Raw genomic sequence first — 16,838 nt, 5'->3', positions numbered from 1 at the left:
GATTTCGATGCCGTTGCGAACCTGAATTTCAAGGGCGCCTATTTTCTCACTCGGGCTGTCGCGCGCGGGTTGATTGCGGCAGGCAAACCGGGAAGCCTGATAAACATCACCAGCCAGATGGCGCTGGTCGGTGGCATTGATCGGGCGGTCTATTGCGGCACCAAACATGCCGTCGAGGGCTTTACCAAAGCCATGGCAATCGAATGGGGCAAGCAGGGTATCCGGGTAAATACGCTCGGCCCGACATTCATTCGCACGCCTTTGACAGAGCAGACATTCAAGAACCCCGAACGCGTTGCATGGATCATGGACAAGATCAAACTGGGCCGGATCGGTGAGGTGACCGATATAATGGGTCCTGTTGTCTATCTGGCATCTGACGCGTCCGGTTTAATGACCGGGGCGCACCTGTCGCTTGATGGGGGTTGGACGGCGGACTGATGGAAAAAGTGACCTCCCTGCAAGTGGCGCGTCGCGCCGGTGTCAGCCAGTCTGCGGTCAGCCGTGTGTTTACGCCCGGCGCCTCTGCCAGCGCGCGCACGGTGGAGCGGGTCAAGCAAGCAGCAGCGGAGCTAGGTTACCGCCCAAATATGATGGCGCGCGCGATGATTACGGGCAAAAGCCGGATCATCGGGCTCGTCGTGGCGTATCTCGACAATCAGTTTTACCCGCTGGCACTACAGCTGCTGTCAAACGCTTTGCAGACCAAAGGCTCTCACATTCTCGTCTTTACCGCCTCCAACAGCCAAGGGGCCGCCGAAGAAGTGATGCAAGAGCTGCTGGATTATCAAGTCGATGGGATCATTACGGCATCCGTGGGCATGACGAATGATCTTACGGCGCGCTGTGCTGCGGCAGGTATTCCGGTTGTGATGTTCAACCGTGGGCAGGAAGGCGACGACATTTCTGCTGTGACATCGGCCAACAAGGCGGGTGGCAAGGCCGTGGCGGAATTTCTGCTGGCCTGCGGGCATCAAGAGATCGCACATATCAGCGGCTGGTCCGGCTCCTCAACCGGGCGCGACCGTAAGGAAGGCTTTATAGAGGCCCTTGCGATTGCCGGAAAGAAGCCGCAGATCATTGACGGGATGTTTGACCGCGACACTGCGGCAGAGGCGACACGCACGTTGATGCGCCGCGATCCCCCGCCTGACGCAATCTTTGTGGGAAACGACCATATGGCGTTTGCAGTTCTGGACACATTGCGCCAGGAATTGGGGCTGCGCGTCCCCGATGATGTGGCCGTGATTGGCTATGATGATGTTCCGCTCGCGGCATGGCCTGCTTACAACCTTACGACGATGCGGCAGCCTGTGAACCGCATGGTTGAAGCAACTGTCGAGATACTTCTTACCCGCATTGACGACCCCGCAACGCCCGCGCGCCGGATTGAAATCGAAGGCCCGCTGATCGCACGCGGCACCACCAAAGGACCAGAAACATGAAGGGATTTTCCAACCGCTGGAAAGGTTTCCCCGACTATATCATCGGGATCACCAAGGAGATCTGGGAGGACCGGGGCGTCGGAACCCTCAACCATTACTACGCGCCCGATATTCCCGTCCGCTCACCCATGGGGATCCAGACCGGCAACCAAGCGGTAATTGCCGCAACCATGGCGACTATCAATGAATTCCCTGACCGTGAGCTTTTGGGCGAAGATGTGATCTGGTCCGGGGATGAAAACACTGGGTTTTTGTCATCGCATCGCTTGCTGACCAAAGCGACGCATTCGCGCGATGGGCAATTTGGACCGGCGACCGGGAAACATTGGCAGGTCTATGTCATTGCAGACTGCGCGGCCAAAGAGGACACAATCTATGACGAATGGCTGGTGCGCGATTACGGCGGCATCGTGCGGCAACTCGGGCTGGACCCGCGTGCCTATGCCGCAGATCTGATTGCCCGCGAAGGTGGGCCAGACAACGCCGCGAAGCCATTTACACCAGCGAATGACGTCGATGGTGGCTATCATGGCACCGGCAATGACAATGCTTGGGGACAACGCTACGCCGATACGCTGAACCGGATCATGACCCATGATTTCACGCATATTCGCGACAGTTACGACCGGGCCTGCATCGGTGAATACGCAGGCGCAAAGCGGGCTACAGGCTGGGATGGGATATTGGAATTCTGGATCGGGCTACGTTCGTCTTTCCCACATGCTGAGTTCAAAATCCACCACCAGATCGGCATGGACGCCGACATGCTGTCACCACGCGCCGCGATCCGCTGGTCGCTGGATGGCGCACATGCCGGGTGGGGCAGTTTTGGCGCGCCAACGGGCGTACATGTCCACGTCATGGGCATCTGCCACGCAGAGTTCGGCCCCTACGGCCCCGATGGCATCGGATTGCGCCGAGAATTCGCGCTTTATGATGAAATTGCGATCTGGAAGCAGATTTTGATGCAGTCGCAACACTAGTTTTATTCGAAATACCCAAAGGATCAAGTCAATGACCCCCGCTGAAATGGAAGCCCGTATCGTTCGCTATGGTGATTTGCAGCCCTGCAAAACTGCCTTCATCGACGCCCATACGCCCGGTTCCAATCAAAAGGAAAACTTCACGATCATCGGCGGCGGCGTATCAGAAAGCCCTGACCAGCATGTCCATATCGGCATTCCGCACGGATTTAACATTGGCGCCGCAGGCCAACCGCCCAAATGCCGCAACTCGCTTCATGACCACCACACCGCGGAAGTCTTCTTTGTTCTCAAAGGCCGCTGGCGGTTCTTCTGGGGGCGTTGGGGCAATGCCGGTGAAGTCGTTTTGGAAGAAGGGGATATCTTCAACATTCCGACAGGTATTTTCCGTGGTTTTGAAAACATCGGAACAGACTATGGAATGATTATGGCGGTGCTGGGCGGAGATGACGCTGGCGGCGGCGTGATGTGGGCCCCTCAGGTGATCGAGGATGCGGCGGATCATGGTTTGGTCCTTGGCGAGGACGGTAAGCTCTACGACACCCAACGCCAACAGAAGCTGCCCGCGGGTATGAAGCCGATGGCCGTGATGTCAGATGCGGAACTGGCGAAGCGGCCAGAGCTGACGACCGCGCAGGTCTTGCCAAATCATGTGGCGCGCTATTGGGACCTTTATGCGCTGGCGGACAAGAAGCCTGCCAAGGTTGTCGGGGCATCCGGTGTTTTGCGGGACAAACCGGGGTTCGAGATTGACTTCATCACACGCGGATCATCGACTGAGGCCAAACACAGCCACCCTTACCCGTCGGTCCTGATGCCGATGCGCGGCCACTGGCGGGTAAATTGGGATGGTGGATCAGCCACACTTGCCCCGGGAGACACGATGTCAGTCCCCGAAAACCTGCCTCATAGTGCCGTGCCGTCAATGACGGGTGAAGCAAGTCTCTATCATGTCGTCGCGACAGGCGATCCCGCCGGGGCGACTTGGCAAAGCGAGACGTGATCGGCCGACCGGTCGGCGCATATCTCGTGCCCAACCGGAGCTACAAATCAAACGTGTAAGGAGCGCGCCATGTCCAGAGTTCTAACAACCCATGTAGGGTCGCTGCCGCGCACCCAAGAGGTCGTGGATTTCATTTTCGCGCGGGAACATGGCAAAGAGTATGACGCCGACGCATTTGATACGGCGATGACTTCGGCAGTGTCAGAGACCGTTGGCAAGCAGGTGGCTGCAGGTGTCGATATCGTCAGCGATGGCGAAACGTCAAAGATCAGCTACGCGACCTATGTGAAGGATCGCTATACCGGCTTTGACGGCGATAGCCCGCGCAATGCGCCGGCTGATCTCAAGCAATTTCCCAGTTATCTCAAGCGGTTGGCGGATGATGGTGGCACCCCCCAATACGCGCGGCCCATGTGCGTCGGTGCGGTCAAATCCAAAGGTCAGGGCGAGTTGGAAAAAGACATCGCCAACCTGAAGGCCGCCATGGCTTTGCATGGGGCGGAACGCGGGTTCATGAACGCCGCCTCACCCGGCGTGATCTCGCTTTTCTTGCAAAACGATCACTACAAATCACGCGAGGCCTATTTGGCCGCACTGGCGGACGCGATGAAGGCGGAATATGAAACCATCGTGGCGTCAGGCCTCGATTTGCAACTCGACTGCCCGGACCTGGCCCTTTCACGTCATATGCTGTTCAACGATCTGTCAGATGATGAATTCCTCAAGATCGCAGCAAGCCATGTTGAGGCATTGAACCATGCGCTCTCAGATATCCCTGCCGAAAAAGTACGGGTCCATATTTGCTGGGGCAACTATGAAGGCCCGCATGTCTGCGACATTCCGATGTCGAAGATGTTCGACACGCTGATGTCGACCAAGGCGCGCTTTGTCTTGTTTGAGACGTCGAACCCGCGTCACGGTCATGAATGGGCTGTGTTCCGCGACCGGGCTGCGGATATTCCGGACGAAAAGGTGCTGGTGCCGGGGGTCGTGGATACGACAACAAACTTTGTCGAACACCCAGATCTGGTTGCTGAAAGGATTGGGCGTTTCGTCAAGATTGTCGGCGCGGATCGGGTGATTGCTGGTTCTGACTGTGGTTTTGGAACCTTTGCTGGCTTCGGCGCAGTTGATCCTGAAATCGCCTACGCAAAACTCGGGGCACTGGCGGCAGGGGCGGCCCAAGCAAGCGAAGGGTTGGACGAGACCGGTTTTTGAGCCATGTAGCTGAGAAAGCCTCAAGAGATATTTCATGCTGAACCCCGTAACACCCGCATTTGAACAAGCCCTACGTGACGTGCTGCCACCCGCTGCTTTCAAGGAAGACAGGGCGCCATATCTTTCGGAGCCGCGCGGGCGCTGGGCCGGGCATGGGATTGTTGTCGCACCGGCAAATACAAAACAGGTCAGTACGATTGTGCGCGCCTGCGCGGCGGCGCGGGTCGGGATCGTGCCCTATAGCGGTGGCACCGGGCTTGTTGGTGGGCAACTGATGCAGGATGGGCCCGCCCCTGTCGTGTTGTCATTGGAACGGATGAACAGGATCCGCGCGATCTACCCTTCTGAGAACGTCTTGGTGTGCGACGCAGGCGCGATCCTTGCCACCGTACAACAGGCGGCCGCTGACGTTGATCGGTTGTTCCCGCTGTCTCTGGCGTCAGAAGGGTCGGCACGGATCGGTGGATTGCTGTCAACAAATGCGGGCGGCGTAAACGTGCTGCGCTACGGAAATGCGCGTGCGCAATGCCTGGGGCTTGAAGTGGTCCGGCCCGACGGCTCTGTCTGGAACGGGCTGACGCGATTGCGCAAAGACAACACCGGCTATGATCTGCGCAATCTGATGATCGGCGCGGAAGGCACGCTGGGGATTATCACGGGTGCGGCATTGAAGCTGATGCCGCGTCCGGTTGGGGTTGGGGCCGCAATGATGGCTGTGACATCGCCATCAGCCGCGCTGGAGCTATTGACCTTGGCAGGTGAACGGATCGGGGAAGGTATATCGGCGTTTGAAATCATGCACCGACAGGGTTTTGATTTTCTGGCAGAAGTTGGACCGGATGTGCAGTCGCCCTTTGCGACGCCGCCGGAATGGACCATTCTGGTCGACGTCGGTTTGCCAGCGGGACTAAGCCCGGAGGCGGCGCTTGAAGATCTGTTTGAAGCCGGTTTTGAAGCTGGTCTCGTCACCGACGGCGCGATCGCACAAAGTCAGGCGCAGCGCTTGGCGTTCTGGCAGATCCGCGAAACAATTCCGGAAGCGAATCGGCGGATTGGGTCCGTCAGCTCGCACGATATATCCGTCCCGCTCAGCGTGATCCCACAGTTCATTGAACGCGGCAAACAGATGCTGGCAGAAATTGGCGATTTCCGGATCAATTGCTTTGGCCATTTGGGCGACGGAAATTTGCATTACAATGTCTTCCCAACCCAAGGCAAAGCGCGCGCGGATTACGGAGCCGAGAGACCTGAAGTCAAACGCGTCGTGCATGATCTGGTACACGCGATGCAAGGGTCAGTCAGCGCAGAACATGGCATTGGCCGGCTGAAAGTTGCTGATCTGGAAAAATATGGCGATCCTGCAAAACTCGCGATGTTGCGGGCAATCAAGACTGCGTTGGACCCATTGGGGATTATGAACCCCGGCGCGGTTCTGCGCGAAATCTCGGAGCCTCCGGCGGAAGTTTATGGGGAATAAGAAGTTGTTAACCACGGGGCGCTAGTCTTGCGTTGCGCTGTGGACTGAAGAGTTATGCAGCGTGGATTGAGAAGTCGCCCGACCCTGAACCTTCACCCGGTTGGTCTGTAGCGGACAACGGTGGTCGGGCGCGCTTTTTTGTCATTTCTTAATCCCTCAAAAACTTCCCCCGGAGGGTCAGTCGCCTGCAAAGGCGCAGAGCGCGTGGACGTTCATTCCCATCCGCTCAAGTTTGGCCCGCCCGCCAATATCGGGCAGGTCGATAACGAATGCGCAACCGATGACTTCCGCGCCCATGCGCTCTATGAGTTTTATCCCTGCCTCTGCCGTGCCGCCCGTCGCCAAAAGATCGTCAACCAACAGCACTTTTTCGCCCGGTTGCAATGCGTCGTTATGCACTTCCATCGTGGCCGTGCCGTATTCCAGTGTGTAGTCCTGTGCGATCGTTTTGCCCGGAAGTTTCCCTTTTTTGCGGATTGGCACAAAACCCAATGAGAGTTGGTGTGCAATCGCACCCCCAAGGATGAAGCCGCGCGCTTCCAGCCCGACGACTTTGTCAATTGGCTGGCCCGCATAGGGGTGCAGCAATTGATCGATCGCGATCCGAAATCCACGTGGGTCCCCAAACAGCGTTGTCACGTCCCGAAACATGATCCCTTCGTGCGGGAAATCGGGAATGGTGCGGATATAGTCTTGGACAGCTTTCATCAGTTCTCTTTCTCAAGGATGCGGCCAGCAACAGCGTCGAGCCTTGCCAACATCGCGGGATCGCGTTTTTCCGGGGTGGTCATTATGGCGTTGTCGAGGGCGCGGTCGCAGCCATGGAGGCAGGGCGGGCGATCTAGGTCCAATAGCGCGGGCAGTCGCCCGACCAGATCCTGCGCTTTGGTTCCGTTGCCCTTCAGTGTCTGTATCACATCGCTGACATCCACTGCGCTATGGTCGGGGTGCCAACTGTCGTAGTCAGTCACCATCGCGATGGAGGCGTAGCAAATTTCGGCTTCGCGCGCCAATTTCGCCTCTGGCATATTGGTCATTCCGATCACGTCACAGCCCCATCCACGGTACATATTGCTTTCGCCCTGCGATGAGAATTGCGGGCCTTCCATCACAAGATAGGTGCCGCCGCGATGGATGATGATCCCCGCATCCTCGCCTGCCTTTGCGCATTGCTCGGAAAGTCTTGCGCAGGTCGGGTGTGCCACGCTCACATGCGCCACACAGCCGGTCCCGAAAAAGGACTTTTCGCGTGCAAAGGTCCGGTCAATGAATTGGTCCACGATCACGAAATCGCCGGGTGCCATTTCTTCCCGGAATGAGCCACAAGCGCTGACGCTGATGATATCCGTGACACCCAATCGTTTCATCGCATCAATATTGGCGCGGTAAGGCACTGTCGTTGGTGAATGGATATGTCCACGCCCATGACGCGGCAAAAAGGCCATTTCCACCCCGGATAACTGCCCCGTCAGTATGGCATCAGACGGTTTGCCCCAAGGGCTTTCAACCGTGATCCAATTGGGGTCTTTCAGCCCGTCCATCTGGTAGATGCCAGAGCCGCCTATGATTCCGATTTTTCGTTGCATATCGCCGCTTTCCTTGTCGTTGCTGGCAGACTGGTCCGGTTCGTTTCAAATGTGAAGCCCACAACACTGAGCAGCTATGCCGCAACTCAGGGGTGACAAGTCGATTTTGCTGCGATAGGTGGACGCAAACAATCCCCCGCTTTGACTGGAACTTTCATGGCCCGCGCACTTTTGGCGAGTTTCGCTGACAATCTTAAACTGACCGACCCTGATGCCCCGCTGACACCGCGTCAGTGGAAGGTCGAGATCCTGTCGGGTCTCACGGTCGCTCTGGCATTGGTGCCCGAAGCGGTGGCGTTCGCCTTTGTTGCAGGCGTTGAGCCGCTGGTTGGCCTCTATGCTGCATTCATCGTGGGCATGATTACGGCCGTATTCGGAGGCCGCCCGGGTATGATTTCAGGCGCGACCGGCGCTTTGGCCGTTGTCATGGTCAGCCTTGTTGCAGTGCATGGCGTCGAATACCTCTTTGCCACCGTTGTCCTGATGGGATTGATCCAGATTTTTGTTGGCATCATGCGCTGGGGCAAATTCATCCGCCTGGTGCCGCATCCGGTGATGCTGGGCTTTGTAAATGGCCTTGCCATCGTGATTTTCCTTGCGCAACTGGGGCAGTTTCAAGTGCCCGGATCGGCGACTGCCGGTGGGCATGGCCTGGCCAATGGTGAATGGCTTTCTGGCGGTCCGCTCATCTTGATGCTGGGTTTGGTCGCACTCACGATGGCGATCATATGGGCGATGCCCAAGATAACGAACGCGGTGCCCGCTCCGCTTGCAGGAATTGGCATCTTGGCGGCGCTGGTTATTGGTTTTGGGCTTGATGTCCCCCTTGTCGGCGATCTTGCCAGCATCGAGGGTGGCCTGCCGGCGTTCCATATACCAATGGTGCCGCTCACTTGGGAAACTTTTGAAATTATCCTGCCATATGCCCTTATCCTTGCGGCGATTGGCCTGATCGAGAGCCTTTTGACGCTGAACCTTGTTGGTGAAATGACCGGCAGGCGCGGCGGCGCAAGTCAGGAATGTCTGGCACAGGGTGCCGCAAACACGGTCACTGGTTTCTTTGGCGGCATGGGCGGTTGTGCGATGATTGGTCAGTCCATGATTAACGTCAAATCCGGTGGTCGCACGCGTGTCGCGGGTATCGCGGCTGCGTTGTTCCTGCTGGCCTTTATTCTGTTTGCAAGCGGCCTGATTGAGCAAATTCCGCTGGCGGCACTGGTCGGCGTGATGTTCATGGTCGTGATCGGCACCTTCGCCTGGAATTCCCTGCGCATCTTGCGCAAAGTGCCGCGCACAGATGCTTTTGTGACGATCCTTGTAACCATCGTGACCGTTGCCACCGATCTTGCGACCGCCGTTGTGGTCGGTGTGATCGTCTCGGCGCTCGCCTACGCATGGAGCAACGCGACACGGATCCATGCCATCAAACGTGAAAGCCGCACCGAGGCCGGCGCGCAGGTCTATGAAATCCAGGGCCCTTTGTTCTTTGGGTCAGCCGATGGTTTTCTTGAGATATTTGACATCGCCAACGATCCTGACGTGGTGATTGTCGATTTCGCCAATAGCCGGGTGGCCGACCAGTCCGCGCTCCAGGCGATTGAGGCCCTCGCCCAGAGGTATGTCGATGCGGGCAAAGTCATCCAACTGCGCCACCTTAGCCGTGATTGTCATCAATTGCTGTCAAAGGCCGGGCATTTGATGGTCGATAGCGATGATGACCCCGACTATGAATTGGCGGTCGATTATAGCGTCAAGACCGGCATCATTGGCGGGCATTAATCGTCAGGACGGTTCAGGCTGAAGACCTCGCGTACCACCGCATAGTCGCGGTAACCCATCCTTGCGAGAGGTTGATAGCGTGTCACATCGAACCTGCCGTCAACAATGCAGTCGTCGCGCATATGCACACCAATGACTTCGCCAAAGACGACGAAGTTGGCCGCGCCCGGCAGTGTGACGATTTGTGTGAGCTTACACTCCAGCGTTGCGGGTGCGCCCGATACGCGCGGGCAGTCAATGGTGGAACAAGCCGCTTTCTCCAGCCCGGCAAGCGCGAATTCATCCACATCCCGATCCCACGACCCTGATGTCGTGTTCATCACATCCCGCGCGGCGTATTCCACGACATTGATCGCAAAGACGCCCGTGTCTCGAATATTGGCCACGCTGTCTTTGGTATCGCCCCGGTCCTCTTTCGCGCTTGTTGATGCGAACATCACCTGCGGCGGCTCGTAGGCGACCGCATTGAAGAATGAGTAGGGCGCAAGGTTATCGCGGCCATCGCTGCCGCGTGTGCCGATCCAAGCAATCGGGCGTGGTGTTACGATTGCATTGAAAGGGTTGTGGGGCAGGCCGTGGCCATTTTCAGGTCTATAGAACATCGCGCAGCCTTTTCGTTTTGTTTGTCAGATTGTAGCGTGCAATCAGCCCGCGGCCAGACGAAAGACGACATGCAGCAATCGGCACTTACCCTGGCCCCAGAGGTCGCGCAAGACTGGTGGGAAGTCGAGGCTCTCTATGACCTGTGCTTTGCGCCGGGGCGGTCGGCGTTGTCGTCCTACCGGCTGCGCGAAGGGGTCGCACCCATCGCAGAGCTTTGCCTGACGGCCCGCGACAATGACGGCATCCTTGCGGGGGCTGTCCGGAACTGGCCGGTACGGGTTGGTACACAGAATGCGGTCCTGCTTGGCCCAATCGCCGTCCACCCGACGCGTCAGGGTGAAGGCGTGGCATCTCTTTTAATGCAAGCCTGCCTGATGCGTGCGGCGGCGACGGGATGGGAGCGGATCATGTTGGTCGGTGACGCGCCCTATTATGGCCGCTTTGGGTTTGAGGTCTTGAAAGACGTGCAGATGCCGCCCCCCACAAATCCCCAGCGCGTCTTGGGATACGCATTGCGAGCAGCGGCCTGGGAGGGCGTACACGGGACTGTCACGGCGGTGCGTGATTGAAATCTGCGTCTTGCCTGCCCAACTAGAGTGGATGGATGACACATCGCAGACCCTAAACGAGATCAACCCCGTCCTTCCCCCGGCGCCGTTGGACGACGCGGCCCGCATGGAAATCCGGCGACTTGCCGCGCGGCAACGCAAAGCCAACGGGGTCTTGATGAAGGCGATCAACTTCGTTGGTGGGCAGGTTGAAGATGGGATGAACAAACTTCCCGGCGGTACGCGGCAGCAGATCGACGCGCTGGCACGCGCTGCGTTGCGCCAGAGCTTTGATGTGGCTCATAAATCCCGGCGGGGCATGGGCCGCGATCTGGGATCGGACCGGATGCACAAGATCATCGGCACGTTGAGTGGTGCGTTGGGTGGTTTCGGAGGGCTTCCGACGGCCATCGCAGAACTGCCGGTCGCGACCACCGTTATTTTTCGCGCAGTCCACCATGTGGCGGTGGAATATGGCGAAGACCCTGACGCGGAGGCCACGCGTCTGGAATGTCTGGCGGTGTTCGGTGCCGGCGGGCCGGGCGGTGATAATGACGGTGTGAATACCGCGTTTATCAGCGCAAGGCTCAGTATCTCGGGCGCTGCCGTCAACGGTGTGATCCGCACCGTTGCGCCCCGTTTTGCAGCTCTACTGTCACAGAAGCTGGCGACCCAGGCGGTACCCGTGCTGGGAGCAGCAGCGGGGGCAGGGACCAATTATGCTTTCGTGGATTACTATGTCGCGATGGCCCATGTGCATTTCGGGCTGCGCAAGCTGGCCCGCGCGCATGGTGAACAAAGCGTCACGGACTATTTTCATCTGGTGATATCTGAGAGCGGTGGCGCCTAGACCTGATACACCAGCCAATCGGCCACTGCCCGGCGCACGGATTGTTCCCCTTCGGCGATAGCATCATCCATCACGGATTTCACCTCTGTCAGGTCGACGCGGCGCAGCAGGTGTTTGACAGGACCAACCGAGGCAGGGCGCATTGACAGCGTTCTTATCCCGAGTGCTGCAAAGCACAAAGCTTCAACCGGCCTGCCTGCGTCTTCACCACAAAACGACAGCGGCGTGCCCACCGTATCGCAGCGCGCGACGATTTTTTCCAGCAATGACAGGAAGCTCACGTCGAGCGTATCATAGCGTTTACGCACCCGTTCGTTCTCGCGGTCGGCAGCAAAGAAGAACTGCTTGAGGTCATTGCCCCCGATCGAGATGAAATCGACCGCTTCAAAAAAGGCATCAGGTGCAAACGCCAGCGAGGGGGTCTCAAGCATCGCACCGACACGGAGCGTTTCGGGCAATTTGTGGCCCAGCTTCGTTTCACGGGCGATGGCTTTGTCCATTTCGGCGCGCGCCGTGCGATATTCGCTGAACTGCGTGATAAACGGGAACATCACGTCCAAAGGCTGTCCGTCTGCGGCACGCAGAAGCGCCTGCAACTGCATCCGAAGCACGCCCGGCTTATCAAGGCCGACCCTGATCGCGCGCCACCCCATCGCTGGGTTCGGCTCATCATTCGCCTTCATGTACGGCAACACCTTGTCAGACCCGATATCAAGCGTGCGGAAGGCTACGCGTTTGCCGTTTGCCGCTTTCAGTACCCGCGAGTAAAGCGCTGAAAGCTCAGCCCGACGGGGCATTTGGTTGCGGATCAGGAATTGCAGCTCGGTACGAAACAAGCCGACGCCTTCAGCGCCCGATCCGTGCAGTGAAGGCAGGTCTGCAATCAGGCCCGCGTTCATTTGCAGCGATGTCGTTGTGCCACATTTCGAGGTCGCGGCCAGATCACGGATTGATGCGTAGCGTTCCTGTGCCCGCGTTTGCATCGCGAGCTTGTCACGAAACGCGGACTGTACGGTTTCGTCGGGCCGTAAATGCGCGATACCCTGTTCGCCATCGACAAGGATCGGATCGCCATTCAGCGCCTCACGGGTTACACCCTTTGCATTGATAATCAACGGGATCGCCCACGCGCGCGCAACGATGGTTGCGTGACTGCCGACAGAGCCTTCCTCGAGAACGATCCCTTTGATTTGCTTGCCATATTCCAGCAACTCACCGGGGCCGATATTGCGGGCGACAAGGATCGGGTTCTCCGGCATGTCGGCGCGTGCTTCGGCACCTTGCCCTGTCAAAATACGCAAAAGCCGGTTTGAAAGATCGTCCAGATCCGACAGCCGCTCACGCAGGTAGGGGTCCTTGGACTTCGACAGCCGCGCGCGTGCGAGTGACTGCTCTTTTTCCACAGCGGCTTCGGCAGAAAGACCGTTATCGACGTCTGCTTCCATGCGGCGCAGCCAACTGGTTGAGTTGGCAAACATCCGGTAAGCCTCAAGTACCTGCGCCTGATCGTTGTCGATCGCATGTGCCGTCACCAACATATCATCAACACCATCACGCAACTGTTTGATCGCGTTGGCAAGGCGTGCGCGCTCCGTTTCGGGGTCGTCCGAGATCGGATTGGTAACCACGACACGGGGCTCATGCAGATAGACCAGCCCTTCGGTCGCCCCTTCCTGCGCCACAGACCCGTGCAGCATCACCGATTGCTGGTGGCGTGCAGACAAGGCGGCGCCTTCCCCGACAAAGGCGCCAAGTTCCGTCATTTCGGCAATGACCATGGCGACAATCTCAAGGGCGTAAACTTCATCCGGCGTGTATTCGCGAGCGGCCTTGGACTGGACAACCAACACGCCCAGCACTTCTCCCAGACGCTGGATGGGCACGCCGCAGAAACTGGAAAACCGTTCCTCGCCGGTTTCCGGCATGTAGCGGAAACCTTTGGAGGCGGGCGCATTGGCGGTGTTGATAACGGCGCGGCTTTTCGCTGTGCGACCGACAAGCCCTTCGCCAAGGCGCATTCGCGTCTGGTGGACCGCTTCGGCCTGCAAGCCTTTCGTGGCGCAAAGCTCAAGCGTTTCTGCGTCGCGGAACAGGTAGATCGAACATACCTCTGTCCCCATCGAATCCGCGATAAGTTGCACAACAGCATCAAGGCGCGCCTGACCTTCACTGTCAGCGGCCAATGCTTCGCGCAACCTGCCCAGCAGCTTACGACTTTCGGATTCCAATCGTTGCGGCATTTGCCCCTCGCGCAGGGCGGGCTTGCCGGATGGGTGGCTTAGCCCGCTTTTTCCAACTCAAAGGCATCATGCAGGGCTTGCACGGCAAGTTCCATGTATTTTCGGTCAATCAGCACGGAAATCTTGATCTCGGAGGTTGTAATGACCTTAATGTTTACACCTTCAGCAGAAAGCACACGGAACATCTTGGCCGCCACGCCTGTATGACTGCGCATCCCGATGCCGACGACGCTCACTTTGGCAACGCCTTCATCTGCGACCAGATCATGGTAGTTGATCTCTCCGCTGTCCTTGGCCGCCTGCATCGCCTTTTCCGCGCGCAACACCTGATCGACGGGACAGGAGAACGTCATGTCAGTGCGTCCTTCCTCTGAAATGTTTTGCACGATCATATCGACGTTCACACCCGCATCTGACAAAGGCCCAAAGATGGCGGCCGCAATTCCGGGGCGGTCGGCGACCGAGATCAGGGTCATTTTTGCTTCATCACGGGAATAAGCGACACCAGCGACAACATTGGATTCCATAATTTCCTCCTCATCGCAGACCAGCGTTCCCGCCTTGTCTGATGGTTCTTCAAAAGATGACAGCACGCGCAGGCGCACCTTATAGCGCATCGCCAATTCGACTGACCGGGTTTGCAAGACTTTCGCGCCCAAAGACGCCAGTTCGAGCATTTCCTCAAACGATATCTTGTCGAGCTTGCGCGCCTTGCTGGTGATCCGCGGGTCGGTGGTATAGACCCCGTCCACGTCGGTGTAGATATCACAGCGCTCCGCCCCGAACGCCGCCGCAAAGGCCACAGCCGTCGTATCGGACCCGCCACGACCCAGCGTTGTGATGCGTCCTTCGGCGCTCAGGCCTTGAAAGCCTGCAACCACGGCGACTTTCATGCCTTCGCTGAATTTGGCGTTGATGTTCCCGGTCGGGATATCCTCGATCCGCGCGCTGGAATGGGCAGAGGTCGTCTTGACCGGCACTTGCCAGCCCTGCCAACTGCGCGCGGGAATATCCATTTCCTGCAACCGCAGCGCCATCAGGCCCGCAGTCACGTTTTCACCCGACGACACGATCGCATCATATTCGCGCGCGTCATAAAGTGGTGAGGTGTCATTCACCCAGCCCACCAATTCGTTCGTTTTGCCCGACATCGCAGAGACAATGACGATCACGTCATAGCCATTCGCCACTTCCAGCGCGATGCGTTTTGCTGCGCGGGCGATCCGGTCGAGATTGGCGACTGATGTGCCGCCAAATTTCATCACGAGCGTTGGCATGGGGTATCCTAGGAAAACTGCATTTCGTCTAGGCGCTTCCTTTAAAGCCGCTTTTGCCTAAGGGCAATCGGTTAGTAGGGGTGCGGGCGTCCGTCCCACGTCTCAAAACAGCCGGTGGTTTCGACTGACAGCGCATCAAAACGGGCCATCAGACCGGTCGCACTTTCCGCCATTGAAATATCGGCATGGCCACCGCCCATATCGGTCCGTACCCAGCCGGGGTGGGAAACGCCAACGGCAAAGCCTTCAGGTGCAAGATCAACAGACAGGTTCCGCCCAAGGTTCAGAACAGCCGCTTTGCTGGCGCAATAAATATAGCCGCCACCCGGCGCGAATGTCTGCGAGCCCATCTGCGACCCGATGATCGCAATCTTTGGGGCGTCGCTCAGGCGCAAGTTGGCGAGCATCGACTGGATCGTCATGAAAACGCCCGTCACATTGGCGGCAAAAGTGGCTTCCCACATCGCAGACGGGTAGCCGCTTTCAAGCTTCTGGCCTTTATCGAAATTGACCCCCGCATTGCAGATGAGCAGATCGACGGCTTGGCCCTCCATCCGTGTGGCCAAGGCGCATTGCGATGCAGCATCGGTGACATCAAGTTGCAGCATCGCGCGGTCTTCAGTGTCGCGGCGGGTGCCGAAGGTCGTCTCACCACGCGCTGAATAGCCGTCAAAAAGCGCCTTTCCGATGCCGCGATTGGCACCTGTAATCAGTGTCGTCATGGCATCATCTTTCGCGGGTCAGTTGGTTTTCTTGCGCGGCATGAAAGGCAGCGGGACGACGGGGACGCCGTCATCAACGAGTTTTCGGGCCTCTTGCAGGTTGGCCTGCCCATAGATCGACCGCTCCGGCGTCACACCGTCATGCATATCACGGGCTTCCTTGGCAAAACCTTCGCCAACATAGTCGGAATTCTTCTCAACCTCTGCACGGATTGCGGCAATAGCGGCCTCATTGGGTTTGGGTGCCATGATTTGCGATGAGGTGCTGACCGCGGGCGCCATAATTGTCTTGGTGACCCCTGCCGATCCGCAGCGCGTGCATGTTACCATCCCGGCATTGACCAGCTTGTCGAATGCCGCGCCGGATTGAAACCAGCTTTCAAATTCATGGTCATGGTCGCATTTGAGGTGGAAGCGGATCATTGAGGCCTTCGCGCTTGTGAACAGACCAAAAGTAAGCCTTTCACATCCGCTTGCAAGACCTGTTTAGCGACCGAGGTTTGTGGGATTGAAATTTGCAACGATCAGTTTCAATGCAGGCTCTGACAGTTTTTTTGCAGCTTTCTTCAAGCTGAACCACTTGCGCCGACGCTGATGCATTTCGGGGTAGCTGCTGTGCACATGCGTGACGTGCAACGGGTAGACCAAGGTCACAATTGGCGCGTTTCCAACCTTTTCCGGCTTGCTGTGGCTGTAAACGCCAAGGCAGATATCAATGGCCTCTCCGCGCAGTCCGGCTTCTTCATAGGCCTCCGTTGCGGCTGCATTTGCCGGTGTCTGCTTGTGCATTGGCCAGCCTTTGGGAATGATCCAGCGTTTGCGCGCGCGACTTGTAATCAGGCAAACCTGGACCTTGTCGTTCTTGACGCGCCAGCACAAGGCCGCGAATTGCGCACGCGCATCGGTTTTCCGACCGCTTCGGAGTTTCAGCGGAAGCTGTCGTGTCGTCCGTTTCGCCATGTTCACCATCTTAAAAAGGGCTACATAACCCCTATGAAAGAGGTTACGCAGAGCGCCCAAGAACGGGCAACCCCTGTCCCGCGATTTATCGGGTCCGAAATTTACCGCAACTCCAGCTATGGGGCCTGGCACCCGTTGCGGGTGCCG

General features: G+C 57.9%; 17 protein-coding genes. 9 read left to right on the top strand and 8 right to left on the bottom strand.

The features are described 5' to 3' along the window. The 6 genes from ACFDSS_RS08340 to ACFDSS_RS08315 form a co-directional block, all read left to right on the top strand. On the top strand, nt 1–441 hold a 441-nt coding region (locus ACFDSS_RS08340), incomplete at its 5' end, for an SDR family NAD(P)-dependent oxidoreductase (RefSeq protein ID WP_375255305.1). Then, entirely contained in the window at nt 441–1,445 is a 1,005-nt protein-coding gene (locus ACFDSS_RS08335; protein ID WP_375255304.1) for a LacI family DNA-binding transcriptional regulator, read from the top strand. The genes ACFDSS_RS08340 and ACFDSS_RS08335, both read left to right, overlap by 1 nt. Further along, the gene (locus ACFDSS_RS08330; RefSeq protein ID WP_375255303.1) at nt 1,442–2,428 is read left to right on the top strand and encodes a nuclear transport factor 2 family protein; all 987 of its coding nucleotides are present in this window, start codon (nt 1,442–1,444) and stop codon (nt 2,426–2,428) included. The genes ACFDSS_RS08335 and ACFDSS_RS08330 overlap by 4 nt, the downstream gene beginning before the upstream one ends. Before the next feature lie 31 nt (nt 2,429–2,459). After that, nucleotides 2,460–3,431, top strand: coding sequence for a cupin domain-containing protein (locus ACFDSS_RS08325; protein ID WP_375255302.1), 972 nt, complete (start codon nt 2,460–2,462; stop codon nt 3,429–3,431). Nucleotides 3,432–3,500: 69 nt separating this feature from the next. Next, on the top strand, nt 3,501–4,649 hold the full coding sequence (locus tag ACFDSS_RS08320; RefSeq protein ID WP_375255301.1) for a cobalamin-independent methionine synthase II family protein: 1,149 nt from the start codon (nt 3,501–3,503) through the stop codon (nt 4,647–4,649). Between the two features lie 34 nt (nt 4,650–4,683). Then, a complete protein-coding gene (locus ACFDSS_RS08315; RefSeq protein ID WP_375255300.1) occupies nt 4,684–6,126 on the top strand; it encodes an FAD-binding oxidoreductase in 1,443 nt (480 codons plus the stop codon). Between the two features lie 177 nt (nt 6,127–6,303). Here the strand turns inward: ACFDSS_RS08315 and ACFDSS_RS08310 are convergent, their stop codons facing one another. Then, nucleotides 6,304–6,834 (bottom strand): adenine phosphoribosyltransferase, encoded by a 531-nt coding sequence (locus ACFDSS_RS08310; protein WP_375255299.1) that lies wholly within the window; start codon nt 6,832–6,834, stop codon nt 6,304–6,306. Then, nucleotides 6,834–7,712 (bottom strand): S-methyl-5'-thioadenosine phosphorylase, encoded by an 879-nt coding sequence (locus ACFDSS_RS08305; RefSeq protein WP_375255298.1) that lies wholly within the window; start codon nt 7,710–7,712, stop codon nt 6,834–6,836. Before ACFDSS_RS08305 ends, ACFDSS_RS08310 begins: the two co-directional genes overlap by 1 nt. A 156-nt stretch (nt 7,713–7,868) precedes the next feature. Here ACFDSS_RS08305 and ACFDSS_RS08300 point away from each other — a divergent pair, with 156 nt between their 5' ends. Next, nucleotides 7,869–9,491: a SulP family inorganic anion transporter gene (locus ACFDSS_RS08300; protein WP_375255297.1), complete on the top strand. Its 1,623-nt coding sequence runs from the start codon at nt 7,869–7,871 to the stop codon at nt 9,489–9,491. Here the strand turns inward: ACFDSS_RS08300 and ACFDSS_RS08295 are convergent. Then, nucleotides 9,488–10,093, bottom strand: coding sequence for a flavin reductase family protein (locus ACFDSS_RS08295; RefSeq protein ID WP_375255296.1), 606 nt, complete (start codon nt 10,091–10,093; stop codon nt 9,488–9,490). The two genes, ACFDSS_RS08300 and ACFDSS_RS08295, sit on opposite strands and share 4 nt — an antisense overlap. Before the next feature lie 69 nt (nt 10,094–10,162). On the opposite strand from ACFDSS_RS08295, the gene ACFDSS_RS08290 reads away from it, so the two are divergent. After that, entirely contained in the window at nt 10,163–10,663 is a 501-nt protein-coding gene (locus ACFDSS_RS08290; protein ID WP_375255306.1) for a GNAT family N-acetyltransferase, read from the top strand. 31 nt (nt 10,664–10,694) lie between these two features. Then, nucleotides 10,695–11,492 (top strand): EcsC family protein, encoded by a 798-nt coding sequence (locus ACFDSS_RS08285; RefSeq protein WP_375255295.1) that lies wholly within the window; start codon nt 10,695–10,697, stop codon nt 11,490–11,492. Here ACFDSS_RS08285 and ptsP read toward each other — a convergent pair. From ptsP to ACFDSS_RS08260, 5 genes are all read right to left on the bottom strand, one after another. Further along, complete coding sequence (ptsP, locus tag ACFDSS_RS08280) at nt 11,489–13,732, bottom strand: phosphoenolpyruvate--protein phosphotransferase (RefSeq protein ID WP_375255294.1); 2,244 nt, start codon at nt 13,730–13,732, stop codon at nt 11,489–11,491. The two genes, ACFDSS_RS08285 and ptsP, sit on opposite strands and share 4 nt — an antisense overlap. A gap of 38 nt (nt 13,733–13,770) precedes the next feature. Continuing rightward, nucleotides 13,771–15,009 carry an aspartate kinase gene (locus ACFDSS_RS08275; protein ID WP_375255293.1) on the bottom strand — a complete coding sequence of 413 codons (1,239 nt, stop codon included), beginning with the start codon at nt 15,007–15,009 and terminating at the stop codon, nt 13,771–13,773. Nucleotides 15,010–15,080: 71 nt separating this feature from the next. Then, entirely contained in the window at nt 15,081–15,731 is a 651-nt protein-coding gene (locus ACFDSS_RS08270) for an SDR family NAD(P)-dependent oxidoreductase (RefSeq protein WP_375255292.1), read from the bottom strand. An 18-nt stretch (nt 15,732–15,749) separates the two neighbouring features. Continuing rightward, nucleotides 15,750–16,154, bottom strand: a complete 405-nt coding sequence (locus tag ACFDSS_RS08265) for a DUF1178 family protein (protein WP_375255291.1) — start codon at nt 16,152–16,154, stop codon at nt 15,750–15,752. 63 nt (nt 16,155–16,217) lie between these two features. Beyond that, nucleotides 16,218–16,691 (bottom strand): NUDIX hydrolase, encoded by a 474-nt coding sequence (locus ACFDSS_RS08260; RefSeq protein ID WP_375255290.1) that lies wholly within the window; start codon nt 16,689–16,691, stop codon nt 16,218–16,220. Nucleotides 16,692–16,838: the final 147 nt, after the last annotated feature.

Origin of the sequence: Yoonia sp., from assembly GCF_042093035.1 — a bacterium.
In the GTDB taxonomy this organism is placed as follows: domain Bacteria; phylum Pseudomonadota; class Alphaproteobacteria; order Rhodobacterales; family Rhodobacteraceae; genus Yoonia.
Note: the sequence above shows the minus strand (reverse complement) of the source record. Positions and strands in the feature narration are given on the sequence as shown.

What these genes read in the sequence shown, in the direction of transcription:
- ACFDSS_RS08335 (WP_375255304.1), top strand. Translation starts at nt 441, where the DNA reads ATGGAAAAAGTGACCTCCCTGCAAGTGGCGCGTCGCGCCGGTGTCAGC.
- ACFDSS_RS08330 (WP_375255303.1), top strand. Translation starts at nt 1,442, where the DNA reads ATGAAGGGATTTTCCAACCGCTGGAAAGGTTTCCCCGACTATATCATC.
- ACFDSS_RS08325 (WP_375255302.1), top strand. Translation starts at nt 2,460, where the DNA reads ATGACCCCCGCTGAAATGGAAGCCCGTATCGTTCGCTATGGTGATTTG.
- ACFDSS_RS08320 (WP_375255301.1), top strand. Translation starts at nt 3,501, where the DNA reads ATGTCCAGAGTTCTAACAACCCATGTAGGGTCGCTGCCGCGCACCCAA.
- ACFDSS_RS08315 (WP_375255300.1), top strand. Translation starts at nt 4,684, where the DNA reads ATGCTGAACCCCGTAACACCCGCATTTGAACAAGCCCTACGTGACGTG.
- ACFDSS_RS08310 (WP_375255299.1), bottom strand. Translation starts at nt 6,834, where the DNA reads ATGAAAGCTGTCCAAGACTATATCCGCACCATTCCCGATTTCCCGCAC.
- ACFDSS_RS08305 (WP_375255298.1), bottom strand. Translation starts at nt 7,712, where the DNA reads ATGCAACGAAAAATCGGAATCATAGGCGGCTCTGGCATCTACCAGATG.
- ACFDSS_RS08300 (WP_375255297.1), top strand. Translation starts at nt 7,869, where the DNA reads ATGGCCCGCGCACTTTTGGCGAGTTTCGCTGACAATCTTAAACTGACC.
- ACFDSS_RS08295 (WP_375255296.1), bottom strand. Translation starts at nt 10,093, where the DNA reads ATGTTCTATAGACCTGAAAATGGCCACGGCCTGCCCCACAACCCTTTC.
- ACFDSS_RS08290 (WP_375255306.1), top strand. Translation starts at nt 10,163, where the DNA reads ATGCAGCAATCGGCACTTACCCTGGCCCCAGAGGTCGCGCAAGACTGG.
- ACFDSS_RS08285 (WP_375255295.1), top strand. Translation starts at nt 10,695, where the DNA reads ATGGATGACACATCGCAGACCCTAAACGAGATCAACCCCGTCCTTCCC.
- ptsP (WP_375255294.1), bottom strand. Translation starts at nt 13,732, where the DNA reads ATGCCGCAACGATTGGAATCCGAAAGTCGTAAGCTGCTGGGCAGGTTG.
- ACFDSS_RS08275 (WP_375255293.1), bottom strand. Translation starts at nt 15,009, where the DNA reads ATGCCAACGCTCGTGATGAAATTTGGCGGCACATCAGTCGCCAATCTC.
- ACFDSS_RS08270 (WP_375255292.1), bottom strand. Translation starts at nt 15,731, where the DNA reads ATGACGACACTGATTACAGGTGCCAATCGCGGCATCGGAAAGGCGCTT.
- ACFDSS_RS08265 (WP_375255291.1), bottom strand. Translation starts at nt 16,154, where the DNA reads ATGATCCGCTTCCACCTCAAATGCGACCATGACCATGAATTTGAAAGC.
- ACFDSS_RS08260 (WP_375255290.1), bottom strand. Translation starts at nt 16,691, where the DNA reads ATGGCGAAACGGACGACACGACAGCTTCCGCTGAAACTCCGAAGCGGT.